Source organism: Vibrio sp. ED002 (assembly GCF_023277445.1).
GTDB lineage: Bacteria > Pseudomonadota > Gammaproteobacteria > Enterobacterales > Vibrionaceae > Vibrio > Vibrio jasicida.
The window spans coordinates 2,696,011-2,720,860 of record NZ_CP080238.1 but is presented as its reverse complement, the minus strand read 5'-3'; the positions used below and the strand labels follow the sequence as shown (position 1 = coordinate 2,720,860).

Genomic DNA, 24,850 nt, shown 5'->3' with positions numbered 1-24,850 from the left:
AACTATTAACCTCACTTTACTTGTCTAAAAATGAGACGTCAACACTTCTAGACGTCTATATGTCTTTGCTTATGGCAGTAAATGCAGCTAAAATCAGCACCTATATTTATTTTTCTAACTTATTACATTAATGAAGGTGCGCAATGGCTGACTGGAATGGCGAATACATTAGCCCGTATGCTGAGCACGGTAAAAAAAGCGAACAAGTGAAAAAGATTACCGTCTCAATCCCGCTAAAAGTTTTAAAAGTGCTGACTGATGAGCGAACACGCCGCCAGATCAACAACTTACGCCATGCGACTAACAGTGAACTACTGTGTGAAGCGTTCCTACACGCTTACACAGGTCAACCACTGCCAACTGATGAAGATTTGCGTAAAGACCGTCCAGACGATATTCCTACCGAAGCAAAAGCAATCATGACAGCGATGGGAATCGAATTCGAAGCATTCGACGAAGAATAATTGCTTACAAATTCGTCGATGATAGAAGCTGTGCTGGGGACGGTTTCCAAGAACAAAAAAAGGGACGCGAGAGCGTCCCTTTTTTATTTTTAAATTTTACTTTACCACTATTGAGCCATGTAATTCTCTGGCATTTCAATACGTGCCACACCAGAGTCAACCGCAGCTTGAGCCACCGCTTTTGCCACGCGTGGTAGTAGGCGTGAATCCATTGGCTTTGGAATGATGTAGTCAGTTCCGAACTCTAGCTTATCGACGCCAGCTGCTTTTAATACCGCTTCCGGTACTGGCTCTTTCGCCAATTCACGAATCGCGTCAACCGCAGCCAGTTTCATTTCATCATTGATCTCGCTTGCACGAACATCCAATGCGCCACGGAAGATGAATGGGAAACACAATACGTTGTTTACTTGGTTCGGGTAGTCACTGCGACCTGTACCCATGATCAAGTCATCACGCACTTCGTGAGCCAATTCAGGTTTGATTTCTGGATCTGGGTTTGAACATGCGAACACAACTGGCTTGTCTGCCATGAGCTTCAATGCTTCTGCAGGTAGTAGATTTGGACCCGATACACCCAAGAAAAGATCCGCACCTTCAATCACATCTTCCAACGTGCGCTTATCTGTGTTGTTAGCAAACAGCTGTTTGTATTCATTGAGATCATCACGACGCGTGTGGATCACCCCTTTACGATCCAGCATGTAGATCTTCTCGCGCATCGCGCCACATTTGATCAATAGTTCCATACACGCGACTGCCGCCGCACCCGCGCCTAAACAAACAATCGTGGAGTCTCCGAGCTTCTTACCTTGCAGCTCGATTGCATTCAACATACCTGCTGCCGTTACGATCGCTGTACCGTGTTGATCGTCATGGAATACTGGCACGTCACAGCGTTCAATCAGACGCTTTTCAATCTCAAAACAATCAGGGGCTTTGATATCTTCTAGGTTGATACCACCGAATGTATCAGCAATATTTGCTACTGTGTCGACAAATTCGTCGATCGTGCGGTGTTTTACTTCGATATCAATTGAGTCTAAACCAGCAAAGCGTTTGAACAATAGCGCTTTACCTTCCATTACTGGTTTAGAAGCCAGCGGGCCAAGATTACCAAGACCAAGAATAGCCGTGCCGTTAGAAATAACCGCAACCATGTTGCCCTTCGCTGTGTACTTATACACGTTGTCAGCGTTCTGTGCGATTTCACGTACAGGTTCTGCAACACCAGGGCTGTATGCAAGAGCAAGGTCATTTGCAGTTTCAGCAGGCTTAGTTAGCTCTACGGCAATTTTTCCTGGGGTTGGATATGCATGGTAATCCAATGCTTGTTGGCGGCGTTCTTCTTCTGGGGTGACTTCTTGGCGATTGTCTTCAGACATGGATCGTTTCTCTTTGTTATTTTTCGGTAAGGGGGAATAAATTCTAAAGGATAGAAGTCAAACTTCATAGGCTAGATTGCGAGCGATATCCTTAAAAGGGCCGATAATAAAAGAGATTAGACCAGATATTAGTGATGAGCACCCTGTTTACAGGTCAGGTGCTCTTTTTATCACTTGGTTTGGATAGGAAAACAGCGAAATATAATCTCACTCTTCATCGACATATTGTGCTTGTAGGTAATTTTCTATACCTGACATCTGGATCAAACCGAGTTGAGTCTCAAGCCAGTCAACGTGCTCTTCTTCGTCTTCGAGAATATCTTGAAACAGATCTCTAGAGACATAATCGCGAATATCCTCAGCGTAAGCGATGGCATCTTTCAAATCTGGAATGGCGGCCATCTCAAGTTTAAGGTCACACTCAAGCATTTCTTTGGTATCTTCACCGATCATAAGTTTGCCGAGGTCTTGTAAATTAGGTAACCCCTCAAGGAACAGAATACGCTCGATCAAGTGATCAGCATGTTTCATTTCATCGATCGACTCGTGGTATTCCTTATCTGCGAGATGCTTTAATCCCCAGTCTTTATACATACGGGCATGCAGAAAATATTGGTTGATCGCGACGAGCTCGTTACCGAGTATCTTATTGAGATGTTGAATAATGATTGGATCGCCTTTCATGGCAAAGCCCTCCTCTTTGGCTTCATTTAAATGTAGAAGCAAATGAGAAGGTGTCAAAAAGGCTCAGCTAATATTTAGCTAGCTTGTTTCAGCATTAGGTATTCAGTTTCAGCTAAAATTTCTTTCGCTTGCTTGATGCACTTGCCGCATTGACTTCCCAACGCCGTACATCTTTTAATTCCTTTTATATCTGTTACGCCTTCATCTATCGCCAACTTCCTAATTTTCTTGTCAGAGACGCCATGGCAAAGACAAACATACATATTCACTACCTTTAAATTTCACTTTGGAATGAAATATAAACAAGAATCGTTCTTGTTACCAGTTGTATTAAGACGAATTACAGAACGTTTTGTTATAACAGTCTGGACCGCTTTGGCAGTTTTCAGTGACTTAGCGGATGGCTAAAAAGAAGAGAAAATCGAGTAGAACTAAGATCATGTTTTTAAAAAACAAAAAGCATGACTAAGAATGATGGGCTTATAACCATATTGAAAAGAGGAATAGCAGGTATAAAAAAGGGAAGCCTTAGCTTCCCTTTTTCTAGCGCTTTCTTCAAGAAGAAGAAGAGTGCAAGATTTTGCTCAATTCGTTAAGAATTATGCAAAGATCTTAGCAACAACACCAGCACCTACAGTACGGCCACCTTCACGGATAGCGAAACGTAGACCTTCGTCCATTGCGATAGGAGCGATTAGTTCAACAACCATTTGGATGTTGTCGCCAGGCATTACCATTTCTACGCCTTCTGGTAGAGAGATATCACCAGTTACGTCAGTTGTACGGAAGTAGAACTGTGGACGGTAGCCTTTGAAGAACGGAGTATGACGGCCGCCTTCGTCTTTAGAAAGTACGTATACTTCTGACTCGAACTTAGTGTGTGGAGTGATTGAACCAGGCTTAGCTAGTACTTGACCACGTTCAACTTCGTCACGCTTAGTACCACGTAGAAGTGCACCAACGTTCTCACCAGCACGACCTTCGTCTAGAAGCTTACGGAACATTTCAACACCAGTACATGTAGTAGTAGTAGTGTCTTTGATACCTACGATAGCAACTTCGTCACCTACGTTTAGGATACCACGTTCGATACGGCCAGTTACTACTGTACCACGACCTTGGATTGAGAATACGTCTTCGATAGGCATTAGGAATGGCATATCTACTGCACGCTCTGGCTCAGGAATGTATGAATCTAGCGCTTCTGCTAGTTCAACAATCTTAGCTTCCCACTGCTCTTCGCCGTTTAGTGCGCCTAGTGCAGAACCTTGGATAACTGGTAGGTCATCACCTGGGAAATCGTACTCAGATAGAAGTTCACGAACTTCCATTTCTACTAGCTCTAGAAGCTCTTCATCATCAACCATGTCACATTTGTTCATGAATACGATGATGTAAGGGATACCAACCTGACGGCCTAGTAGGATGTGCTCACGAGTTTGTGGCATTGGACCATCTGTCGCAGCAACAACTAGGATACCACCGTCCATCTGTGCAGCACCAGTGATCATGTTTTTAACATAATCCGCGTGTCCTGGACAGTCTACGTGTGCGTAGTGACGAGTTGGAGTATCGTACTCAACGTGAGAAGTTGCGATTGTGATACCGCGCTCACGCTCTTCTGGAGCGTTATCGATAGATGCGAAGTCTTTAGCTACACCGCCGTAAACTTTAGCAAGAGTAGTACAGATAGCTGCAGTTAGAGTTGTTTTACCGTGGTCAACGTGGCCGATAGTACCAACGTTAACGTGCGGTTTAGTACGTTCAAATTTTTCTTTAGACACAATCGTGTTCCTTCCTAGTTATGATTCGCCGTGATCATTATTGATCTCGACGCGCCAGAAATTGTTATTTTATGCGCCAACGTCTGTTAGCGCAATATTTCGACGGCTTGATCTAGCAAAAAGTCGTAAACTTTTTTAGCTCAATCGTCTATTAGTAACCACGGTCTGCAATGATTTTATCTGCGAAGTTTTTCGGTACTTCAGCGTACTCGTTAAACTCCATAGAGTAAGACGCACGGCCTTGAGTTGCAGAACGTAGGTCCGTTGCGTAACCAAACATCTCAGATAGTGGTACTTGAGCGCGGATGATCTTAATACCAGCCACACCATCGTCCATACCTTCGATCATACCGCGACGGCGGTTAAGGTCACCAACAACATCACCCATCCAATCTTCAGGAGTAGTTACTTCAACATTCATCATTGGCTCAAGAAGAACAGGCTGTGCTTCTAATGAACCCTTCTTGAATGCCATCGAGCCAGCGATTTTAAACGCCATCTCGTTAGAGTCAACATCGTGGTAAGAACCATCAAACAGAGTGGCTTTAATATCTAATACAGGATAACCCGCTAGAACACCGCTGTTCATTTGCTCTTCGATACCTTTCGCTACCGAGTTGATGTATTCCTTAGGAACAACACCACCCACAATTTCGTCAACAAAGACAAAACCTTCGCCAGGTTCAGATGGCTCCAGTTTGATCCATACGTGACCATACTGACCACGACCACCAGATTGACGTACAAATTTACCTTCAACTTCCGCGTTGCCACGGATTGTTTCACGGTACGCAACCTGAGGTTTACCAACATTACAGTCAACGCTGAATTCACGTTTCATACGATCAACGATGATATCTAGGTGAAGCTCACCCATACCAGAGATCAGTGTCTGACCTGTTTCGTCGTCCGTCTCTACGCGGAATGATGGATCTTCTGCCGCTAGTTTACCTAGTGCAATACCCATCTTCTCTTGATCGGCAACAGAACGAGGCTCTACCGCGATCTGAATTACCGGATCAGGGAACTCCATGCGCTCTAGAATCACTTTGTGGTTCTGATCACATAGCGTGTCACCTGTTGTCACGTCTTTCAGACCGATAGCAGCTGCGATATCACCAGCGCGAACTTCTTTTACTTCTTCACGCTTGTTCGCATGCATCTGTACGATACGACCGAAACGCTCTTTCTTGTCTTTTACTGAGTTGTAAACAGCATCACCTGAGTTCACAACACCGGAGTAAACGCGCATGAAAGTTAGCGTGCCCACGAATGGGTCAGTCGCGATCTTGAATGCTAGTGCTGAGAACGGTTCGTTGTCGTCTGCGTGACGCTCAACTTCGTTCTCTCTTTCGTCGATGCCTTTAATTGCAGGAACATCAACTGGCGATGGCAAGAATTCAATCACTGCGTCTAGTACTGCTTGAACACCTTTGTTTTTGAACGCACTACCACAAGTAGCCAGTACGATTTCGTTGTTTAGTGTACGAGTACGTAGAGCTTGTTTGATCTCAGCTTCAGACAGTTCACCCTCTTCAAGGTACTTGTCCATTAGCTCTTCAGTTGCTTCCGCTGCCGCTTCAACTAGGTTGTTGCGCCATTCTTCAGCAAGCTCTTGCATGTCTGCTGGAATTTCGTCGTATGTGAACGACATGCCTTGGTCGGCTTCATTCCAGTTGATCATTTTCATCTTGATTAGGTCGATAACACCACGGAAATCATCTTCTGCACCAACGTTCAGTTGGATTGGAACAGGATTCGCACCAAGACGGTTTTTAATTTGGTCCACAACGCGTAGGAAGTCTGCACCTGCACGGTCCATCTTGTTTACAAATACCATACGTGGAACGTGGTACTTGTCAGCTTGACGCCATACAGTTTCAGACTGAGGTTCAACACCAGATGAACCACAGAACACAACAACTGCACCATCAAGTACGCGCAGAGAACGCTCTACTTCGATAGTAAAGTCAACGTGTCCAGGGGTATCAATGATATTTACGCGGTGCTCTTGGAATTGTGCTTCCATACCACGCCAGAAAGTAGTAGTTGCAGCTGAAGTGATAGTGATACCACGTTCCTGCTCCTGCTCCATCCAGTCCATGGTTGCTGCGCCATCGTGAACTTCACCAATTTTATGAGACAGACCAGTGTAGAACAAAATACGTTCAGTAGTGGTTGTTTTACCAGCATCTACGTGAGCACAGATACCGATATTACGGTAGCGCTCAATAGGAGTTTTGCGAGCCACGATTGAATCCTCTTAACTTAGAGATAGGGACTATTGCTATAGCTAAAAATGCTATCCCCTAGATATAGCAATAGTTCCTAGCATAGGCATAGGAACTAAAGAAGTGCTGCAAGGAACCTTGCAGCACTGAAAAGGTATTACCAACGGTAATGTGCGAACGCTTTGTTTGCGTCAGCCATGCGGTGAACGTCTTCACGTTTCTTAACCGCAGTACCTTTGTTCTCAGACGCGTCTAGCATTTCAGCAGCTAGGCGTTGAGCCATAGATTTTTCACCACGCTTACGCGCAGCTTCAACCAACCAACGCATAGCAAGTGCGTTACGGCGAACCGGACGAACTTCTACAGGTACTTGGTAAGTTGAACCACCTACACGGCGAGATTTAACTTCTACCGCTGGGCGAACATTTTCAAGAGCTTCTTCAAAAATAGCTAAGTGGTCTTTACCAGACTTTTCAGCCATAGAATCTAGTGCAGTGTAAACAATTTTCTCTGCAGTAGATTTTTTACCGTCAACCATTAGGATGTTAACGAATTTTGCCAGCAGTTCAGATTTGAACTTTGGATCTGGAAGGATCTTACGCTGACCAATGACGCGACGACGTGGCATGGATTTTCTCCGTTGTCTTCTTCAGGTTTTATCCAAAACTTTTCAGTTTTTTCAAAAAATTAAAAATAATTTAGTGTTTGGCCTTACTTAACGGAATCCATTAAGACTTAGGACGCTTCACACCGTACTTAGAACGACCTTGTTTACGGTCGTTAACGCCAGCACAGTCAAGTGCACCGCGAACAGTGTGGTAACGTACACCCGGAAGGTCTTTTACACGACCGCCACGGATTAGTACAACACTGTGCTCTTGAAGGTTGTGACCTTCACCGCCGATGTACGATGTAACTTCGAAGCCGTTTGTCAGACGTACACGACAAACTTTACGAAGTGCTGAGTTAGGTTTTTTAGGTGTAGTTGTGTAAACACGAGTACATACACCACGTTTTTGTGGGCACGCTTCTAGTGCAGGCACGTTGCTTTTAACAACTTGCTTTGCACGTGGCTTACGTACCAACTGGTTAATAGTTGCCATTAACTAGCTCCTGATTTACTTGAAAGTAAGCTTTGTGAAAAATCTATCCCTAACGACTCTTGGCAGTTAGGGACGCAAAATTCTATGCAGCAGTGAGAGGTGTGTCAAGAAATATACGGATCTTTTTTGTTCAATTAGGGTAATTCGTCCGTAAAGCTCAATCGACAGGAATAAAGGGCTAATCCCAAGTCAGAGATTTCGCCTGTTTTGTCGTGAGTTCGACAAAACCTGAATAGTTTATAACGGTAATAGACGGGCTTATACGATTGGTGATTCCGCGAGCTTCGATATCACTCTGTAAAGCAAACACAGCGGGGCCTTTTACCTTTGCAAATGCTTTATGTTGAGGGTTAGCGGCATAAACCGCCTCTTCAATCAGCAAGACATCATCTTGCTCACTGTACAGTGCCATTGCATCGTCTAATGCTGCTACGGATTTGATGATATGTAACATGGCTTCCTCAGAATGACAGCAGTTTGCTAGCTTGTTGCAGTTTAGCTTTGAGTTGCTCGGTATTTAGAGACTCGGCATCAATGACTAAATCGGCTTGAGCCAAGCCACGCTCGGCAAGCGAACCAGCACAAACAAACACTTGCTCAATATCGTACAAGTCGAACAGCTTTAGCATTGGTGCGTAGTCTTTGCTTAAGATGCCATTTGGCTCCTGTCCAAGCAGTAACTGGTAGACACCATCACCAACAAATAAGACGGTGATGTCTTCACAGTACGCCGACGCCGCTAGCAGCGCATCCACACCTTCACGCCCCGCATTACTACCATGAGGTGCGCTACGAAATAGGTAAGTTAACTGACTCAAAACTGCACCACTCTATCTTGCGTTAACATAGCTTCGGCTAAGCTGCCCAAACCAGCTTGTTCGAACCCTGTCGCTAGGTTGTTCTGCTCAAGACCATGTTGATTGGCTTCATCTTCGCTGATGATACCGCGACGTAAAGCCGCTGCCACACACGTTTCCAAACGAACATCGTGTTGCTGTGCGAGTGATTGCCATGCTTTAGCTAGGTCAAACTCATCATTGGCGGGCACGCTCAGAGCTGTACCATTGGTGACGCCGTCTTGATAAAAGAACACACTCACTAGAGTGTGTTCTTGTTCAATGACTGCTTTAGCAAATTGGTATGCACTGCGTGCCGATTGGCTGCCGTAAACCGGACCGTTCACCACTAGCGTGTAAGTTAATCCACTCACGCTTATTCGTCCTCAGTTTTACGCTGACGAATATAAAGGTAAACCGTATGCTTAGAAATGTTTAGACGATCGGCAACGCGGTTGATGGCGTCTTTAATATCGAAGATACCTTTATCGTACAATTCCATGACGATCTGACGGTTTTTCGTATTGTTCGATACCGATTTGTCTGCATTGATTTCTTCAATCGTGCGCTCAACGGTTTGATCGACAAGTTCTTCAACATCGCTGGCGAAGTTTACTGAAGACGCCGCCTCTTTTGCTTCTTGTGTCGGCATAAAAGATTGCAGCACTTGGGAGAACGGCGCATCAAGGTTGACGTTAATACAAAGCAGGCCAATCACTCGGTTTTCACCATTGCGGATAGCAACGGTGATCGACTTCATGAGTACACCACCTTTTGCACGGGTGAAGTACGAACGTGAGAAGTTACGTTCAGAGCCTTCAATGTCTTTCAACATCTTTAGCGCTAAGTCGGTAATCGGAGAACCGACCTGACGGCCAGTGTTTTCACCATTGGCGATTTTGATTGCAGAGGTATTGAGATCTTCAAGAGAGTGAAGAACGATCTCACAAAAGGGACCAATCAAACTGGCGATGCCGTCCACGACCGCTTCGTAAGATCTCAAGATGATTTTATCGTGCTCAGAAAATGGCATCACGTTGACAGATTCCATTTCGAGCAACATCTCCGCATTTATTGTTTCTGTAGTTGTCATAAGCCTTCGAGCGAAAAATCAACAAATTGGTGTAAGTTTATCAGAAAATTTGAAAGGCAACCTAGCAAACTCATCAACTAGTGACCTAGAACAAAAAAGGCCCGTAAAACGGGCCTTTTTTCATCGAGTTATCGCTGTCTGTTATTACTTAGCAGCTTGATCGTTCTCAACCTTTAGTAGTTCAACTTCGAATACAAGCGTTGAGTTAGCTGGGATGCTTGGTGTGTCTTGATCACCATATGCTAGCTCTGGCGGGATAACAAATTTGAACTTAGAGCCTACAGGCATTAGCTGAACACCTTCAGTCCAACCAGGGATAACGCGGTTTAGTGGGAACGTTGCTGGCTCACCACGATCGTAAGAACTGTCGAACTGAGTACCGTCGATCAGAGTACCTTTGTAGTGTACCTGAACCGTATCAGTGTCTTTTGGCTTCTCACCTTCAGCAGGCGTGATTACTTGGTAAAGTAGGCCAGAATCTGTCTTAACTACGCCTTCTTGCTTTTCGAACTCAGCACGGAAGTCATCACCTGCTTTCTTCGCTTCAGCCGCTTTTTCAGCGGCTTGCTTTTGCATCTTCTCAGCAACACGCTTATCTAGAGACTCTAGAGCAGCACGAGTTTCTTCCTCGTTTAGCGCAGCTTTGTCTTTGAATACGTCTTCGATACCTTTAAGAACTAGGTCTTTGTTTAGGTCGATACCGATTTCGCTTGGCTTATCGATACTCGTGCTCAGGTAGTTAGCAAATGAAACACCGATCGCGTACGCCGCTTTGTCATCGTCGGTTTTAAAGTGAACTGCTTTACCAGTTTCTGCTTGAACTTGTTCTGCTTGAGGTGCTGCTTCTGGTTTTGTTTCTTCTTTTTGACAACCTACCGCTAGCATTACTGTTGCAGCAAGTAGCGACACTTTTAAAACTGATTTCATTAAATTCTCCCAATAATGGCTTAGCCACTGGTTGTTGTGCACAAATCTTCGATGAGACTAGTGAAGACAATCGTTATACCAATATACTAGCTATATGTCTTAAGACACAAACCGGATTATTAGATGTGATGCAAAGAATTTCTCATTTATTCCTATATTTAATTGTCATCACCACGTTAAATGGATGCTTTTTTACCGATCATGACGTTCAACGTTGGTCACTCGAACCACAAGGTTCCACCAGCTTTGCGCTCAGTCGAGATGGCCGATTTGCACTGCTGTACTCCAAAGAGCACCAGTTGGTTCTTTGGGATTTGGAGCAAAACAAACAACTCGCAAAGCTGGGTGAACTCGATCAAGCTGCGAATGTGGTCTCCCATATTCGCATTTCGGACAATGGCCGCTATGCCGTCACTGCAAGCCAAATGAACTTCGCTGTGTGGGATCTCGGATGGACTCAAGCCGAAGGACTTTGGTCTATCGATGACGCGCTGATTCGAGACGTTGATATCACCAGTAACGGAGAACAAGTGTTGCTTGGCTTGTCCAACGGTAAAGCGATTCACGTCAACTTAGTCACTGGTCGCAGGCTAGAGTTCCTTGCACACCAAGAAAAAGTCAATTCCGTGGCGATATCTCCCAATGGCCGCTTCGCCTTAACGGGCGGTAATGACTACAAAGCGTATCTGTGGGATACCGAAACCGGGCTAGTATTGCGCAGCTTTGAACACGAACAACGCGTGGTCAGAGTCGCGCTTCAACGGGATGGGAAACTGGCCATGACGTCCGATGGCGGTAATCAAGCCATCATCTGGGACTTAGAAACTGGAGAAGAAGTGACACAGCTAAGCAGTTGGTCTCGTCAGTTGATCTTCTCGACGGCTCGATTCTCAGACGATGGCAGCTTGTTAGTTACAGGAACGCCTTCAGGGCGCGTGATGGTATGGGATACTCACACGGGAAAACGAGTCGATAGATTTGAAGTCGAGCCGAAAAAAGATACTCGCCCTCCTCGTGCGGTCGTGTATGATGCAGCCTTTGATTCCAAGCAACGTATAATTACTGCCACTTCTGCGGGCATTGCCCAAGCTTGGCAGCTAGAGAACGGATCATGACAGAAAAACTTATTCAGCAATTGGAAGCTCGCATTAATGACTTAGAGTGTCAGCTTGCGTTCCAAGAACAGACGATTGAAGATCTGAACGGTGCCTTGTCACAGCAGCAACTGCAAATCACCAAGATGCTCGATCAGATGAAATACGTGGTAGGTAAAGTGAAGAATATGGATTCGTCGAATTTGGCCGATCCATCAGAAGAAACACCACCACCGCACTACTGATTCATCCGAATCCTAGTGCAGTAAATAACACAAAGCCCAGACTCTTATCTGGGCTTTGTTGTCTTTGAGAAAGCGAATCGCTACTCGTCAGAGTAAATGTTTACGCTCAACTCACCTTGAGTGTTGATCCCAGCTCGATACATACCAGAACTGTTCATCGCAAAGTGCAACTCACCTTGTGCATCGATGGCAATTAGACCGCCCTCTCCGCCCATCTCTTTAAGTTCACCTTGGATGATATGTTCACAAGCCGTGTGGACGTTTTCTTGCAAATAACGCATGCGCGCTGCGACATCTTCCGCCACTCGTTTACGGATAAAGAACTCGCCGACACCTGTAGTGGAAACCGCTACAACACCATTCTCTGCCACCGTGCCGCACCCAATCAGAGCGGAATCGCCCACGCGACCGTATTTCTTGTTGGTCACACCGCCAGTGCTGGTTGCTGCCGCTAAGTTGCCTTGTTGGTCCAATGCAACCGCACCAACCGTACCGTGTTTACGGTCATCTGGATAACGGGACTCGGAAAGAGCAAACAAGCCTTTCTCGCGCATAGAAATCAGTTGTTCATAGCGACGATCAGTGAAGAAGTAATCTTGCTCGGTGTACTCGTGGCCTTGTTCGAAAGCAAATTTCTCAGCGCCCTCGCCAACTAACAGCACATGGTTGCTGTTTTTCATTACATCACGAGCGAGCTCAATGGGATTCTTAATATGACGAACACCGGCAACAGCACCTGCCGCTTGGTTTCTACCATCCATTACAGAGGCGTCCATTTCTACCATTTCAGTATGAGTAAGAACCGAGCCTTTGCCTGCATTGAAATTAGGGGAGTCTTCTAGCACTTTTACCGCAGCAACGACCGCATCTAAGGCTTCACCACCTTTTGTTAAGATTTGATGACCCGCTTTCACCGCAGCTTCTAAATCCGTCAAAATGGATTGTTGCAGTTCATCGCTCATCTGTGCCCGCAAAATGGTACCTGCACCACCGTGAATGGCAATCGAGAAAGGTTTCGTCATCGCTTTGTCCAACTGTTATTCCTTGTATGATTTGCACTACACCCCAGATAAACAAAAAGCGCAAGTTGAAACCTCAACTTGCGCTTTTAAAAGCTTGTTCTAGATAATGCTATCTAGAGGAAGAGCGTGCGATTAGTGAGAACCGCAACCGCCGCCGCCACAGCATTCGTGGTCGTCAGCTTTTTCTTCGCCACCGCAGCAGCCGCCTTCGTGGTCATGGTCGTGACCGCCACAACAACCGCCACCTTGGTGGATGTGACCGTGTTCGATCTCTTCAGCTGTTGCTTCACGAGTAGCCATAACTTCAACTTCGAAAGTTAGTGTTTGGCCAGCTAGCATGTGGTTGCCGTCTACAACAACTTCGTCGCCATCAACTTCAGTCACTTCTACAGGGATTGGACCTTGGTCAGTGTCTGCTAGGAAACGCATGCCAACTTCGATTTGCTCAACGCCTTGGAATACGTCAGCAGGAACGCGCTGTACTAGAGCGTCGTTGTGATCGCCGTAAGCATCTTCAGGAGCTACTGTTACTGAAAACTTGTCGCCAGCCACTTTACCTTCTAGCTCTTTCTCAAGGCCAGTGATTAGGTTGTTGTGACCGTGTAGGTAATCAAGAGGCGCGTCAGCTGTTGATTGATCAACAACAACACCGTCTTCCATCATTACTTTGTATGCAAGGCTTGCAACAACGTTCTTTTCAATTTTCATACTAACTCCAGGGAGATTAACTGACTTAACCAAAATGGGGTTAAGTACCGAGATGGTAGTATTATGGGGATCAATTAACGAAGTTCAATTACTCAGGCTTAAAAATCCCGATCATTTCTTGTTCTGAGTGTTTATTTTTTTCTACAGATTGTGGTTTACGCTGCTCGGTGTAATCACAATCTACACATTCAACTAACTCGATATTGTTCTCAATCCACCAGCGCAACGTATCTTGCTGGCTACACTGCGGGCAGCTTGCACCCGCGATAAAACGTTTCTTGGCTTTCACTTTTGTTCCTTTTCCCGCTTAATACCGTGCGGGTACTACTTCCAATGATTTGGCGACTGTTGATCGCTTTCCATTTCGCGACCGAAGATTTCTTCTAGTTCTTTGCGTGCCTCTTTCGAGCGTTGAGCAAGTTCCTTATCCTCATTATGTTGAGGCAATAAGTCTTTGAGCATAGCATTATCTAGTTTACGAAAATGTGCTTCTGCCCGCTTTGCTTGATACGGATGCATACCTAGTTCTACGAGCGCTTGGCGACCTAGATCTAATGCGCCCAAAAAGGTTTCACGCGAGTAGTTTTGCACACCGTGATTCATTAACTGATAAGCTTCCACACGGCTGCGTGCACGCGCAAGGATCTTCAAATTCGGGAAGTACTCACGACAAATGTCGACAATCGCCATGACCTCATCTGGTGAATCGGTACAGATAACCAGCGCTTCCGCTTTGTCTGCACCTGCGGCACGTAACAAATCAATCTGAGTCGCATCACCATAAAACACCTTATAGCCGTATTTACGCAGCAAGTGAATTTGGCTCGCGTCACTTTCTAGTACCGTTACTTTGATCTTGTTGGCGTACATTAGGCGCCCAACAATCTGACCAAAACGGCCAAAGCCTGCGATGATCACTCGAGGTCGACGATCAACAACATTGCTAGCCACGCTCTCTTCTTCTTGGTTCAGCGTATGAGCAAACCATTTTTTCTGTCCCATGAGCAGCAATGGTGTCGTCACCATCGACAAACTCACCACAACTAATAAGAAGGAAACTTGCTCTTTGGTTAAGATACCTTCTTGGCTTGCCGCGGTGAAAATCACAAACGCAAACTCACCACCTTGGCTCAAAATCGCCGCCATACGACTACGCGACTTTGCGCGAACTCGGGCGGTACGCGCCAGAACGTAGAGCACCAAGCCTTTAACTACAACAAGGGCAATCACGGCACTAATAATCGCAAACGGTTGAAGTGCTAATAAGCCCAAATTCACCGCCATACCAACAGCGATAAAGAACAAGCCAAGTAGCAGACCTTTAAAAGGTTCTATCGCGATTTCCAGCTCATGACGATATTCACTTTCCGCCAGCAATACGCCCGCTAAGAAAGTACCGAGTGCCATCGACAGCCCCAGCTTTTGCATAGCGACAGAAATGCCAAGTACCACTAGAAGAGCAGCAACGGTGAAAAGTTCACGCACACCACTCATCACGACAAAACGAAATAAAGGGCGCAGTAAAAAGTGACCACCTATCAATAAACCGATCACCGAGGCTAACACCCACAAGGCATCCAGCCAATCACCGCCACTGGTGCCACCAGCGAGTAATGGCAACATGGCAAGCATTGGGATTACAGCAATATCTTGGAATAACAGTACCGCAAAGCCCGATTGTCCGGTTTCCGTTCCGGCTTGTCCTTGCTCTTCTATCACTTTAAGTGCAATCGCGGTGGATGAGAGTGCTAATCCCATGCCGATCACTAAGCTCACTTGCATGCTCAAACCAAACAGGCTGACGATACTGCCAATCACGGCAGTCGTCACAATGACTTGAGCCCCCCCAAGTCCAAGTATTGGTCCACGCATTTGCCATAGTTTTTTGGGGTTTAACTCCAAGCCAATTAAGAACAGCAGCAACACCACCCCAAGTTCAGCAAAGTGGAGAATCGCATCCACATCGCTGATCAAACCCAGCCCCCAAGGACCAATTAAAACACCAGCAATCAGGTAGCCAAGCACGGAGCCCAAACCAAGTCGCTGAGCAATCGGCACTGCTACGACAGCAGCAGAAAGGAATACCACGCTGCTTTGAAGAAACTCACTGGTTATCGCCATGATGACCTCCTTGTACTCCCCACTCATTCAAAGGGTTGTTCAGCCATTGACGATATTGTTCCGCATGCTGATAACGCTCAATATCCGAGACATTACGTGACCAGTACAACACCAGAGGTTCCATCCAGTGCATTTGACAAAGAGCAGCGGTTAACTCGAAAGGTTGTAAGATCTGTTCTAATGGATATTTGTTATACCCAAGTGGGCTAAAGGCATCTTCTTTGCCTCCCGTGGTGATAACACTACGCCAATATTTACCTTCAAGTGCACAGCCATCGCCAAACGCAAACCCTTTACCTAGCACGCGATCTAACCACTCTTTTAGTAGCGCAGGGCAAGAATACATATAGAGGGGATGATGAAAAACGATCACATCGTGCGTCATCAACAGGTCGTGTTCGTAATTCACATCAATAAAGAAATCAGGATACGCACCATAAAGATCATGCACAGTGACGTGCTCAAGTGATTGAATTTTTTTTATCATCACTTGATTGGCAATGGAGTTTTGCGGCTCAGGGTGAGCATAAATCACCAGAACTCTTGGGGGATAAGACGCTGCAACAGCCAAATGGTCGTCCTTGTTTTAATTTCTCAGGGAAAATTATCGTTATCAGTTTGTTATACTTTTTTGTATAGCATAATGCAATTAAAGGTCAGAGATCGACTTTTCCCGCCAATAGCCCTACTATTCACCGCGAGATAAATGACGAAGAAACGCGCGCTGCGCAAAGTGAACTAAAGCCCTATGATTACCTTTTCAGATATTCAGTTACTGCGTGGCGGTAAACCTCTTTTAGACCAAGCTTCTGCAACCATTCACCCTGGCGACAAAGTGGGTCTGGTTGGTAAAAACGGTTGCGGTAAATCGACTCTATTCGCACTCCTGAAAGACGAATTGTCGATTGACGCTGGCTCATTCAGTCAACCGCAACATTGGGAATTGGCATGGGTAGCGCAGGAAACTCCCGCACTAGACCGCAGCGCAATTGAATATGTCATTGATGGTGATCGAGAGTTTCGCGGTCTTGAGCAACAACTGATGATTGCCGAAGAAAAAGACAACGGTACGTTGGTTGCAGAGATCCACGGAAAAATTGAAACCATTGGTGGTTACAGTATTCGCGCGCGTGCTGCCGAACTGCTTGACGGTCTGGGCTTTAGCCAAGAACAAATGAGCTGGAATCTGACTCAGTTCTCAGGTGGCTGGCGTATGCGCCTCAACTTGGCTCAAGCGCTATTGTGTCGTTCAGACTTACTGTTACTTGACGAACCAACCAACCACTTGGACTTAGATGCAGTAATGTGGCTGGAACGTTGGTTACAAAACTATCCAGGCACATTGCTTCTTATCTCGCACGACCGTGACTTTTTAGATCCAATTGTTGGTCGTATTATTCACATCGAAAACCAGCAGCTAAACGAATACACAGGCAACTACTCGTCGTTTGAAAATCAGCGCGCGCAAAAAATGGTGTTGCAACAAGCCATGTTCGAGAAGCAACAGAAACAGATGTCGCACATGCAAAGCTACATCGACCGCTTCCGTTACAAAGCATCTAAAGCCCGCCAAGCACAAAGCCGCATCAAGGCTCTAGAACGTATGGAAAAAGTGCTGCCAGCACAGTTCGATAACCCGTTTAACTTTCAATTCCGCGAGCCAGCGGCTTTGCCAAACCCAATCATGATGATGGATGAGGTATCGGCAGGTTACGGTGACAACCTGATCTTAGAAAAGATCCGCTTGAATCTGGTCCCAGGCAGTCGTATTGGTCTACTTGGTCGTAACGGCGCAGGTAAATCAACCTTGATCAAACTGTTGTCTGGTGAGCTAAAAGCGCAAGGCGGCGATCTCACATACTCACAAGGCGTGAAGATCGGTTACTTCGCACAGCACCAACTAGAAACACTGCACCCAGAAGAAACACCACTACAACACATGATGCAGATTGCACCAGACCAAACTGAACAACAACTGCGTGATTACTTAGGTAGCTTTGGCTTCCAAGGTGATAAAGCACTAGAAAAAGTCGCACCGTTCTCTGGAGGTGAAAAAGCGCGTTTAGTATTGGCATTAGTTGTGTGGCAAAAACCCAACCTATTGCTACTCGATGAACCAACCAACCACCTAGATTTGGACATGCGCCAAGCATTGACCATGGCACTGCAAACCTTTGAAGGTGCGATGGTCATTGTTTCGCACGACCGTTACTTGCTGCGCGCAACAACGGACGACTTGTATCTGGTACATGACCGCCAAGTCGCACCATTTGATGGTGACCTCAATGACTACTACAAGTGGCTAACAGAGCAACAAAGAGCCGAGCGTAAAGAAGCACAAGCGGCACAACCAGAGAAAGACAACAACAACAGCGCTGCGGCAAAAAAAGAGCAGAAGCGACGTGACGCAGAATTTCGTAAACAGACAGCGCCAATTCGCAAAACCCTGACACAGTTAGAAAATAAAATGGATAAGTTAGGCGAAGCATTGGCATCAGCAGAAGAGCAATTATCGGATAACTCTCTGTATGAAGCAGAAAACAAGGCTAAACTTAATGAAGTATTGGCACTTCAAGCGTCGAGTAAATCTGAGCTTGAAGACGTAGAGATGGAATGGATGTCTGCTCAAGAAACGTTAGAGCAGATGGAGCTAGAGTTTAATCAATGACAAAAGAGCACGCAGAATACACTCTCACCCTAGAACACCTTTGGCAGTTCAGTCTGCAATTTTATGGTGTGCGAGAAGTGAAGGAAGCGTGCTTGTCGTTGCAAAATAACTATCACGGCAATGTGAATCTACTACTGCTGCTCAGATGGCTCGATGAGCAGCAAGTCATTTTTCAAGAACAGGACTGGCATTTAGTCCAAGGTTGCCTTGGTCGAAGCGAAACCCTTCTGCACTCCTACCGTGAGTTACGTCGCCATCTAAAATCGCAAGTCAACGATGCCCTTTATCGCGAAGCACTACAGTTCGAACTGCAGTTAGAAAAACAGCAACAATCCGACCTCGTTGACTGCGTCAACTCGTTAAAATTAGTCAGTAACGATGGCGATCCATTAACGCTAAGATATTGTCGGCAGCTCGGTGGTGAGCACCTTCAACAAGCGTTTTCCCTTCCAGTTCCAAAAATTCAGCATCCATAAATCAGTCATAAACCAGTAAAATATCTATACTAAAGCTATAAAGGATTATATTAATAAGTTCTTCAGCGAACATTGAAGGACCATATAAGAGCAGTTAGGTATGACACAATTTTTCGCAGCCGCCGGGATTAAGAACCCGCACCTTCAGACGCTATTACCGCGCTTTATTCGCAAGAAAGCGCTGTTTACGCCTATTTGGCAAACACTCGATACACCGGATGGTGACTTCCTCGATTTGGCGTGGTCCCAGCAGCCAGATTCCGAAGCCGCACGCAACAAACCAATCTTCGTCCTCTTTCATGGCTTGGAAGGCTGCTTCTACAGCCCGTATGCGAACGGTTTGATGAACGCCTTCTCGAAATCGGGTTGGCTTTCAGTGATGATGCACTTTCGTGGTTGCAGTGGTAAGCCAAACAAGAAAGCCCGCGCCTATCATTCTGGCGAAGTAACGGATGCTCGTTTCTTTCTTGAGCAGCTCAATCAGCAGTTCCCCAACAATCCAAAAATCGCAGTAGGGATCTCCCTCGGCGGTAACATGCTGGCGAACTATTTAGCTAAGTACAAAGGTGACCCGATCTTGAGTGCCGCGACGATTGTTTCTGCACCGCTTGATTTAGCGGCATGTGCCAATCGTATTGAGCAAGGCTTCTCGAAGGTCTATCGACGTTACTTACTCTCTTCACTAAAGCGTAATGCACTGCAAAAGCATGACTTAATCCAAGGCGAACTCGCACTGTCGTATAACTCGATCAAACGTGTGACTCGCTTGTATGAGTTCGACGACTTGATCACAGCCCCTCTGCATGGCTTTAAAGACGCACAAGATTATTACGATCAATGTTCTGGCTTAAGCAAGCTGCAACAGATCACTCTACCGACGCTGATAATCCACGCAAAAGACGATCCGTTTATGACGGAAGAAGTGATCCCGAAATTTGTGTTGCCAGATAACATCGATTACCGACTTTATGAGCATGGGGGGCATGTGGGTTTTCTTACGGGAACCGCTCTCAAACCAAAGTTTTGGTTAGAAGAAGCCCTACCTGCTTATTACGAAAGTATCGCTGCGGAGTACCTTTCTGCTGTATCCGTGCCACGAACACAGTAAACTACTTAGGCGCGCCAGACTCCAACCCAAGGCGCGCTTAAACATCATAAAAGTTTGAGGTATTTATGGTCATCCCTTGGCAAGACATCGCGCCAGAAACGCTGGAAAATTTGATTCGTGAATTCGTACTACGTGAAGGCACCGACTATGGCTCGGTCGAAGTTTCACTGCAAAGTAAAATCGATCAGGTCAAATACCAATTAGAAAAAGGTGAAGCACTCATCGTCTTTTCTGAGCTACATGAAACAGTAGATATTCAATTAAAAGCAAAGTTTTAGACCCTTCACATTTTACCGTATCCCACTCGATGACAAGGGCTTGTTACGTGCTATAGTGGGTTATCGACCGTGCAGCATACGCATGCTGCACTTTACAGGTAAGTAATTTTCGACAAGGTTTGTCATGTCAGCTAAACATCCAATCATTGCGGTCACTGGTTCATCCGGTGCCGGTACCACCACCACATCTGAAGCCTTCCGCAAGATGTTCAATATGATGAACGTCAAACCTGCATGGGTCGAAGGCGATAGCTTTCACCGTTTTACTCGTCCAGAAATGGACGTCGAAATCCGTAAAGCCCGCGAGCAAGGCAAACACATCAGTTACTTTGGTCCACAAGCCAATGACTTTCCGGGGTTAGAAGAGTTCTTTCGTCAGTTTGGTGAAGATGGCACTGGCAGCGTGCGCCGTTATCTGCACACCTTTGATGAAGCGGTCCCATATAACCAAATGCCGGGCACCTTTACACCTTGGCAAGATCTGCCAGAAAACAGTGATGTCTTGTTCTACGAAGGCTTGCATGGTGGCGTGGTGGATGGCGATGTCAATGTGGCACGTCACGTCGACTTTCTAATTGGCATGGTGCCAATCGTCAACTTAGAATGGATTCAAAAGTTCGTTCGTGACACGCGCGATCGTGGTCACTCAAGAGAAGCGGTCATGGATTCGATCGTGCGCTCAATGGATGACTACCTAAACTACATCACCCCGCAGTTCTCTCGAACGCACATCAACTTTCAGCGTGTCCCAACGGTCGATACATCCAACCCACTCAATGCCAAAGGCATCCCAAGTTTAGATGAGAGTTTTGTTGTCATACGCCTTCGCGGCATAAAGAATGTCGACTTTCCTTATTTACTGGCAATGATTGATGGCTCATTCATGTCTCGCCACAATACTATTGTGGTACCAGGCGGTAAGATGAGCTTTGCAATGGAGCTCATAGTAAGGCCGATTCTGCAGCAACTTATCGAAACAGGGAAAATTGGCTAAAAACCTTGCAATCGTAGTGTTTACTTTTCATACCGTGATCATGTGCACAGTTTTGCTTACAAAATCTCAATGATGGCACGATTAAAATCAAGAAATCGTTTTCGAAAAAGGATACTATTTCTAACCGAAACACAAGAGAGCTTGCAGCATATAAAAAGTGCTCTTATTCTAGTAGGCCAATTCAGGCTTAGCTAAAATATGGATAGCGCAAGCGTACCCTGCAGAGGAAGTGAGATATTATGGTTCTAGGTAAACCTCAAACCGACCCAACATTAGAGTGGTTTCTTTCACACTGTCATATTCATAAGTACCCATCAAAAAGCACGCTAATTCACGCGGGCGAAAAAGCAGAGACTTTGTACTACATCGTTAAAGGTTCTGTTGCGGTTCTTATCAAAGACGAAGAAGGTAAGGAAATGATCCTTTCTTACCTAAACCAGGGCGACTTCATTGGTGAACTTGGTCTATTCGAAGAAGACCAAGAGCGTACAGCTTGGGTTCGCGCTAAATCTCCTTGTGAAGTGGCTGAGATTTCTTTCAAGAAATTCCGTCAACTTATCCAAGTTAACCCAGACATCCTAATGCGCCTTTCTGCGCAGATGGCTCGTCGTCTACAAGTTACTAGCCAAAAAGTGGGTGACCTAGCGTTCCTAGACGTAACTGGTCGTATCGCTCAGACTCTTCTGAACCTTGCTAAACAGCCAGATGCGATGACGCACCCAGACGGCATGCAAATCAAGATCACTCGTCAAGAAATCGGCCAAATCGTTGGCTGTTCTCGTGAGACAGTAGGTCGTATCTTGAAGATGCTAGAAGAGCAGAACCTAATTTCTGCGCACGGTAAAACTATCGTTGTTTACGGGACTCGTTAATCTCGATTAACGTTTAAAAAATTTAAAAGCCACCAAATGCAAGTTTGGTGGCTTTTTTGTTTTTTGGGAATCGGGAACGGAAAACAAAGAGCCGAGAATTGGGAACACTGCATTCCGAGATCGGACTTCATCCTCCGAGATATAGCCCTCTCAGATTCCGAGAGTTAAAACCTCCCGCAGCGAAGCATTCCGGCATCTAGAGGGCGTAGCCCGTTCTCGCCTCTTCTTTAACCGTTGGTGCTTTCGAAAATCTTATCTGCCGATGCAGCCACAAATCCTGGGTACAACTCACCGTTATCCATTGGATAGCGCTTAGCAAACTCGTAGAAGCCTCCAGGAATCACCTCAACGCCTTCAGTAAAGGTCACTGGCACTTTGTCTGCCATGGTCGATGACTGCTCTAGTAGCACCTCTGGCGTGCCTTTTACTTCACCGCCATTCTCGTTGATGGTGAAGCCAGCAGTGCGTAGGTAGTCGTTCACTTGCTTCACTTCTTGATGCTGGTTGAGTTGATTAACGCTCACTGTGAAGTGGTTAGCTCCGTAACCGTGCGCAGCAAGCCAAGAAGCGTATTCACTCTCTTTCGCCAAGGTTTGGAAGTCAGCATAGCTGAGGTTCCACAAACGTCCGCCGTATAAGAAGTCACTGCCTGTCAGTTTAGAAGCATCAACCTGCTCTACCAATTTATGAACAATGGCTTGTAGCTCTGGTGAGCACTCATCCACTTTCAACTCACTGATGAAGACTTTTGGTTGTTTTGGATCTGGGTGCTCAAAATGTTTTGCTACCAGCTTTTTGCTTTCAAATACGTAGTCACCACAGGCTTTGTAGCCCACCGCCAAGAATGGCTTCGCTAACGTTTCAATGCCTAGGGGATCGACATTAAACGTACGTAGAGCAATATGGTCATTAATCAGAGGCTCATCTTCTTGAAGAAGTTGATGGACTTTAGCAGCGGAAGGACAAAGACGTTTAATGTAATCTTGCCATAGCGATTCAAATAACACATCGGGCGTCATAACGACTCCTTGTTATGCAATGTAGAGTTAGGGGTAAGAGAAGTTGACCGCTCGTTCACAGCCCGGAGGCTGTCCAGAATCACGAACGAGCGGTCATCAACCTGTGACGGTATGTGTGGCATAAGTGCCAGTCAGTCAACACGCACTGGAGAGTCTTAAGCTCGCCTTTGGCGTTTGCCAGCGCGCTTACCAGAATCCTAACTTGGTAAATAGCTCCGGCAGAGAGAAGCGGCGATACTTTGTCACCGCTTCGTTTTTCTCTATTACAGGTTTACACCCGGACTCAATGTGGCAGGCAAGACCGTCTCTTGTCCTTCCATTGATGCCATTGGATACGCACAGTAGTCTGCTGCGTAGTAAGCACTTGGACGTAGGTTGCCCGACGCACCCGGACCACCAAATGGTGCGTCACCACTTGCGCCCGTTAGCTGGCGGTTGCGGTTCACGATGCCGGCACGAATGTGGTCCACGAAGTATTCCCACTCTTGGTCGTCGGTTGAAACCAGACCCGCAGAAAGGCCAAAGCGTGTATCGTTAGCCAGTTCTACCGCTTTCTCTAGCCCTTCGTAGCGCACAACTTGCAGAAGTGGACCGAAGTACTCTTCATCTGGCAGTTCAGCAATGTTCGTCACATCAATAATTCCTGGAGAAACAAATGCCGCTTCGCCTGCTTTCGCTTCAATCAAGCTTTCTCCACCAAGTGCTTGTAGGTTTGCTTGTGCATCCAGAATGAATTTAGCTGCCGCGACCGAAATCTGTGGTCCCATAAATGGCGCAGGTTCTGCAAATGGTTGGCCGACTCTAATATTGAGTGTCGCTTCCACCAGCTTAGTAATGACGGCATCACCCTTGTCGCCAAATGGAATGTAAAGACGACGTGCACAAGTACAGCGCTGACCTGCACTGATAAAAGCCGATTGGATGATGGTATAAACCGTCGCATCTAGGTCGCCGTAGTTATCCGAGATAACCATCGGGTTATTGCCACCCATTTCAAGCGCCAGCATTTTGCCCGGCTGACCAGCAAACTGACGATGCAAAACATGACCTGTGTTTGCACTACCGGTGAACAGCACTCCATCAATGCCTTTCGCATCCGCAAGCGCAATGCCAGTTTCTTTCGCACCTTGGACTAGGTTAATCACACCTTTTGGTAGACCGACCTCTTCCCACAGCTTCATAGCGAGTTCACCCGTCCATGGCGTTTGCTCAGACGGTTTAAAGACAACGGTGTTACCAGCCAGTAGTGCTGGCACGATGTGACCATTTGGCAAGTGACCTGGGAAGTTATAAGGACCGAATACCGCCATCACACCCAGTGGGCGGTGGCGCAATACAATTTGGTTGCCTGCGGCTTCACGTGCAGCTTCACCCGTACGGTCATGGTAAGCACGGATGGAAATCGCAATTTTACCTGCCATTGCTGCCGCTTCGGTGCGTGTTTCCCAAATCGGCTTACCGGTTTCTTTGGCAATCACTTCGGCGATTTTTTCGCTGTGCTCTTTTACTTTTTCAGCAAAAGCCAACACGATCGCTTCTCGCTCTGCAAATGGGCGCTTCTTCCAATCAACAAACGCTTCACGTGCCGCCGAAACCGCTTGGTTCACTTGTTCTGCCATTGCACCGTTGCCTTGCCATATCACTTCTTGGTTGTACGGCGACAGAGACGTAAATCCTTCACCCTGACCTTGTACCCATTCACCTGCAATCCAATGTGTCATTGTTTCTATCCTTAAAT

General features: G+C 46.2%; 28 protein-coding genes. 9 read left to right on the top strand and 19 right to left on the bottom strand.

The window, feature by feature from the left end; all coding sequences use genetic code 11:
- Window positions 1-143 precede the first annotated feature (143 nt).
- Window positions 144-464 (top strand): met regulon transcriptional regulator MetJ, encoded by a 321-nt coding sequence (gene metJ / locus ITG12_RS12665; protein ID WP_038873704.1) that lies wholly within the window; start codon window positions 144-146, stop codon window positions 462-464.
- A gap of 107 nt (window positions 465-571) precedes the next feature.
- On the opposite strand, the gene ITG12_RS12660 is transcribed toward metJ, so the two are convergent.
- The 12 genes from ITG12_RS12660 to fkpA form a co-directional block, all read right to left on the bottom strand.
- On the bottom strand, window positions 572-1,849 hold the full coding sequence (locus ITG12_RS12660; RefSeq protein ID WP_248873115.1) for a malic enzyme-like NAD(P)-binding protein: 1,278 nt from the start codon (window positions 1,847-1,849) through the stop codon (window positions 572-574).
- Between the two features lie 207 nt (window positions 1,850-2,056).
- Window positions 2,057-2,533, bottom strand: a complete 477-nt coding sequence (gene bfr, locus ITG12_RS12655) for a bacterioferritin (protein WP_038873709.1) — start codon at window positions 2,531-2,533, stop codon at window positions 2,057-2,059.
- 74 nt (window positions 2,534-2,607) lie between these two features.
- The gene (locus tag ITG12_RS12650; protein WP_038873712.1) at window positions 2,608-2,796 is read right to left on the bottom strand and encodes a bacterioferritin-associated ferredoxin; all 189 of its coding nucleotides are present in this window, start codon (window positions 2,794-2,796) and stop codon (window positions 2,608-2,610) included.
- Window positions 2,797-3,132: 336 nt separating this feature from the next.
- Window positions 3,133-4,317 (bottom strand): elongation factor Tu, encoded by a 1,185-nt coding sequence (tuf, locus tag ITG12_RS12645; RefSeq protein ID WP_042605518.1) that lies wholly within the window; start codon window positions 4,315-4,317, stop codon window positions 3,133-3,135.
- A gap of 151 nt (window positions 4,318-4,468) precedes the next feature.
- Complete coding sequence (gene fusA, locus ITG12_RS12640) at window positions 4,469-6,568, bottom strand: elongation factor G (RefSeq protein WP_038871960.1); 2,100 nt, start codon at window positions 6,566-6,568, stop codon at window positions 4,469-4,471.
- Window positions 6,569-6,705: 137 nt separating this feature from the next.
- Entirely contained in the window at window positions 6,706-7,176 is a 471-nt protein-coding gene (gene rpsG / locus ITG12_RS12635; protein WP_005438390.1) for a 30S ribosomal protein S7, read from the bottom strand.
- 100 nt (window positions 7,177-7,276) lie between these two features.
- Window positions 7,277-7,651: a 30S ribosomal protein S12 gene (rpsL, locus tag ITG12_RS12630; protein WP_004399892.1), complete on the bottom strand. Its 375-nt coding sequence runs from the start codon at window positions 7,649-7,651 to the stop codon at window positions 7,277-7,279.
- Between the two features lie 178 nt (window positions 7,652-7,829).
- Window positions 7,830-8,105, bottom strand: a complete 276-nt coding sequence (gene tusB, locus ITG12_RS12625; protein WP_038877285.1) for a sulfurtransferase complex subunit TusB — start codon at window positions 8,103-8,105, stop codon at window positions 7,830-7,832.
- Window positions 8,106-8,112: 7 nt separating this feature from the next.
- Window positions 8,113-8,469, bottom strand: coding sequence for a sulfurtransferase complex subunit TusC (tusC, locus tag ITG12_RS12620; RefSeq protein WP_038877282.1), 357 nt, complete (start codon window positions 8,467-8,469; stop codon window positions 8,113-8,115).
- Window positions 8,466-8,861, bottom strand: a complete 396-nt coding sequence (gene tusD, locus ITG12_RS12615) for a sulfurtransferase complex subunit TusD (RefSeq protein WP_038877279.1) — start codon at window positions 8,859-8,861, stop codon at window positions 8,466-8,468. Before tusD ends, tusC begins: the two co-directional genes overlap by 4 nt.
- 2 nt (window positions 8,862-8,863) lie before the next feature.
- On the bottom strand, window positions 8,864-9,580 hold the full coding sequence (locus tag ITG12_RS12610) for a transcriptional regulator (protein WP_038871970.1): 717 nt from the start codon (window positions 9,578-9,580) through the stop codon (window positions 8,864-8,866).
- A 144-nt stretch (window positions 9,581-9,724) separates the two neighbouring features.
- Window positions 9,725-10,507 (bottom strand): FKBP-type peptidyl-prolyl cis-trans isomerase, encoded by a 783-nt coding sequence (gene fkpA, locus ITG12_RS12605; protein WP_038871973.1) that lies wholly within the window; start codon window positions 10,505-10,507, stop codon window positions 9,725-9,727.
- A 128-nt stretch (window positions 10,508-10,635) separates the two neighbouring features.
- On the opposite strand from fkpA, the gene ITG12_RS12600 reads away from it, so the two are divergent.
- Both ITG12_RS12600 and ITG12_RS12595 read left to right on the top strand, forming a co-directional pair.
- Window positions 10,636-11,622, top strand: coding sequence for a PQQ-binding-like beta-propeller repeat protein (locus tag ITG12_RS12600; protein ID WP_038871975.1), 987 nt, complete (start codon window positions 10,636-10,638; stop codon window positions 11,620-11,622).
- Window positions 11,619-11,846, top strand: a complete 228-nt coding sequence (locus ITG12_RS12595) for a SlyX family protein (RefSeq protein ID WP_005438375.1) — start codon at window positions 11,619-11,621, stop codon at window positions 11,844-11,846. Before ITG12_RS12600 ends, ITG12_RS12595 begins: the two co-directional genes overlap by 4 nt.
- A gap of 80 nt (window positions 11,847-11,926) precedes the next feature.
- Here ITG12_RS12595 and ITG12_RS12590 read toward each other — a convergent pair whose 3' ends face one another.
- From ITG12_RS12590 to kefG, 5 genes are all read right to left on the bottom strand, one after another.
- A complete protein-coding gene (locus tag ITG12_RS12590) occupies window positions 11,927-12,868 on the bottom strand; it encodes an isoaspartyl peptidase/L-asparaginase (protein WP_038872047.1) in 942 nt (313 codons plus the stop codon).
- A 132-nt stretch (window positions 12,869-13,000) separates the two neighbouring features.
- The gene (slyD, locus tag ITG12_RS12585) at window positions 13,001-13,576 is read right to left on the bottom strand and encodes a peptidylprolyl isomerase (protein ID WP_038871977.1); all 576 of its coding nucleotides are present in this window, start codon (window positions 13,574-13,576) and stop codon (window positions 13,001-13,003) included.
- Window positions 13,577-13,664: 88 nt separating this feature from the next.
- On the bottom strand, window positions 13,665-13,865 hold the full coding sequence (locus ITG12_RS12580; protein ID WP_010443959.1) for a YheV family putative zinc ribbon protein: 201 nt from the start codon (window positions 13,863-13,865) through the stop codon (window positions 13,665-13,667).
- A 35-nt stretch (window positions 13,866-13,900) separates the two neighbouring features.
- Entirely contained in the window at window positions 13,901-15,697 is a 1,797-nt protein-coding gene (kefB, locus tag ITG12_RS12575) for a glutathione-regulated potassium-efflux system protein KefB (RefSeq protein WP_045400892.1), read from the bottom strand.
- On the bottom strand, window positions 15,681-16,268 hold the full coding sequence (kefG, locus tag ITG12_RS12570) for a glutathione-regulated potassium-efflux system ancillary protein KefG (RefSeq protein ID WP_248873114.1): 588 nt from the start codon (window positions 16,266-16,268) through the stop codon (window positions 15,681-15,683). The genes kefB and kefG overlap by 17 nt, the downstream gene beginning before the upstream one ends.
- 177 nt (window positions 16,269-16,445) lie before the next feature.
- Between kefG and ITG12_RS12565 the strand changes: the two genes are divergently transcribed.
- The 6 genes from ITG12_RS12565 (at window position 16,446) to crp (ending at window position 22,093) form a co-directional block, all read left to right on the top strand.
- Window positions 16,446-18,365, top strand: a complete 1,920-nt coding sequence (locus ITG12_RS12565) for an ABC transporter ATP-binding protein (RefSeq protein ID WP_248873113.1) — start codon at window positions 16,446-16,448, stop codon at window positions 18,363-18,365.
- On the top strand, window positions 18,362-18,841 hold the full coding sequence (locus tag ITG12_RS12560) for a TIGR02444 family protein (protein WP_038871985.1): 480 nt from the start codon (window positions 18,362-18,364) through the stop codon (window positions 18,839-18,841). Before ITG12_RS12565 ends, ITG12_RS12560 begins: the two co-directional genes overlap by 4 nt.
- Before the next feature lie 100 nt (window positions 18,842-18,941).
- Window positions 18,942-19,949 (top strand): hydrolase, encoded by a 1,008-nt coding sequence (locus ITG12_RS12555; RefSeq protein WP_038871988.1) that lies wholly within the window; start codon window positions 18,942-18,944, stop codon window positions 19,947-19,949.
- A gap of 65 nt (window positions 19,950-20,014) precedes the next feature.
- The gene (locus ITG12_RS12550; RefSeq protein ID WP_038877274.1) at window positions 20,015-20,227 is read left to right on the top strand and encodes a YheU family protein; all 213 of its coding nucleotides are present in this window, start codon (window positions 20,015-20,017) and stop codon (window positions 20,225-20,227) included.
- A 124-nt stretch (window positions 20,228-20,351) separates the two neighbouring features.
- Window positions 20,352-21,221 (top strand): phosphoribulokinase, encoded by an 870-nt coding sequence (locus ITG12_RS12545; protein WP_005432770.1) that lies wholly within the window; start codon window positions 20,352-20,354, stop codon window positions 21,219-21,221.
- Between the two features lie 239 nt (window positions 21,222-21,460).
- A complete protein-coding gene (gene crp / locus ITG12_RS12540; RefSeq protein ID WP_005381432.1) occupies window positions 21,461-22,093 on the top strand; it encodes a cAMP-activated global transcriptional regulator CRP in 633 nt (210 codons plus the stop codon).
- A 227-nt stretch (window positions 22,094-22,320) separates the two neighbouring features.
- Here the strand turns inward: crp and ITG12_RS12535 are convergent, their stop codons facing one another.
- Both ITG12_RS12535 and astD read right to left on the bottom strand, forming a co-directional pair.
- Window positions 22,321-23,112: a DUF1338 domain-containing protein gene (locus ITG12_RS12535; RefSeq protein WP_038877272.1), complete on the bottom strand. Its 792-nt coding sequence runs from the start codon at window positions 23,110-23,112 to the stop codon at window positions 22,321-22,323.
- Between the two features lie 263 nt (window positions 23,113-23,375).
- Window positions 23,376-24,833 (bottom strand): succinylglutamate-semialdehyde dehydrogenase, encoded by a 1,458-nt coding sequence (gene astD, locus ITG12_RS12530; protein WP_248873112.1) that lies wholly within the window; start codon window positions 24,831-24,833, stop codon window positions 23,376-23,378.
- Between the last annotated feature and the right edge of the window lie 17 nt (window positions 24,834-24,850).

Coding starts and splice junctions, on each gene's coding strand:
- metJ (WP_038873704.1), top strand. CDS start 144: ATGGCTGACTGGAATGGCGAATACATTAGCCCGTATGCTGAGCACGGT.
- ITG12_RS12660 (WP_248873115.1), bottom strand. CDS start 1,849: ATGTCTGAAGACAATCGCCAAGAAGTCACCCCAGAAGAAGAACGCCGC.
- bfr (WP_038873709.1), bottom strand. CDS start 2,533: ATGAAAGGCGATCCAATCATTATTCAACATCTCAATAAGATACTCGGT.
- ITG12_RS12650 (WP_038873712.1), bottom strand. CDS start 2,796: ATGTATGTTTGTCTTTGCCATGGCGTCTCTGACAAGAAAATTAGGAAG.
- rpsG (WP_005438390.1), bottom strand. CDS start 7,176: ATGCCACGTCGTCGCGTCATTGGTCAGCGTAAGATCCTTCCAGATCCA.
- rpsL (WP_004399892.1), bottom strand. CDS start 7,651: ATGGCAACTATTAACCAGTTGGTACGTAAGCCACGTGCAAAGCAAGTT.
- tusB (WP_038877285.1), bottom strand. CDS start 8,105: ATGTTACATATCATCAAATCCGTAGCAGCATTAGACGATGCAATGGCA.
- ITG12_RS12610 (WP_038871970.1), bottom strand. CDS start 9,580: ATGACAACTACAGAAACAATAAATGCGGAGATGTTGCTCGAAATGGAA.
- fkpA (WP_038871973.1), bottom strand. CDS start 10,507: ATGAAATCAGTTTTAAAAGTGTCGCTACTTGCTGCAACAGTAATGCTA.
- ITG12_RS12600 (WP_038871975.1), top strand. CDS start 10,636: ATGCAAAGAATTTCTCATTTATTCCTATATTTAATTGTCATCACCACG.
- ITG12_RS12595 (WP_005438375.1), top strand. CDS start 11,619: ATGACAGAAAAACTTATTCAGCAATTGGAAGCTCGCATTAATGACTTA.
- ITG12_RS12590 (WP_038872047.1), bottom strand. CDS start 12,868: ATGACGAAACCTTTCTCGATTGCCATTCACGGTGGTGCAGGTACCATT.
- slyD (WP_038871977.1), bottom strand. CDS start 13,576: ATGAAAATTGAAAAGAACGTTGTTGCAAGCCTTGCATACAAAGTAATG.
- kefB (WP_045400892.1), bottom strand. CDS start 15,697: ATGGCGATAACCAGTGAGTTTCTTCAAAGCAGCGTGGTATTCCTTTCT.
- ITG12_RS12565 (WP_248873113.1), top strand. CDS start 16,446: ATGATTACCTTTTCAGATATTCAGTTACTGCGTGGCGGTAAACCTCTT.
- ITG12_RS12560 (WP_038871985.1), top strand. CDS start 18,362: ATGACAAAAGAGCACGCAGAATACACTCTCACCCTAGAACACCTTTGG.
- ITG12_RS12555 (WP_038871988.1), top strand. CDS start 18,942: ATGACACAATTTTTCGCAGCCGCCGGGATTAAGAACCCGCACCTTCAG.
- ITG12_RS12550 (WP_038877274.1), top strand. CDS start 20,015: ATGGTCATCCCTTGGCAAGACATCGCGCCAGAAACGCTGGAAAATTTG.
- ITG12_RS12545 (WP_005432770.1), top strand. CDS start 20,352: ATGTCAGCTAAACATCCAATCATTGCGGTCACTGGTTCATCCGGTGCC.
- crp (WP_005381432.1), top strand. CDS start 21,461: ATGGTTCTAGGTAAACCTCAAACCGACCCAACATTAGAGTGGTTTCTT.
- ITG12_RS12535 (WP_038877272.1), bottom strand. CDS start 23,112: ATGACGCCCGATGTGTTATTTGAATCGCTATGGCAAGATTACATTAAA.
- astD (WP_248873112.1), bottom strand. CDS start 24,833: ATGACACATTGGATTGCAGGTGAATGGGTACAAGGTCAGGGTGAAGGA.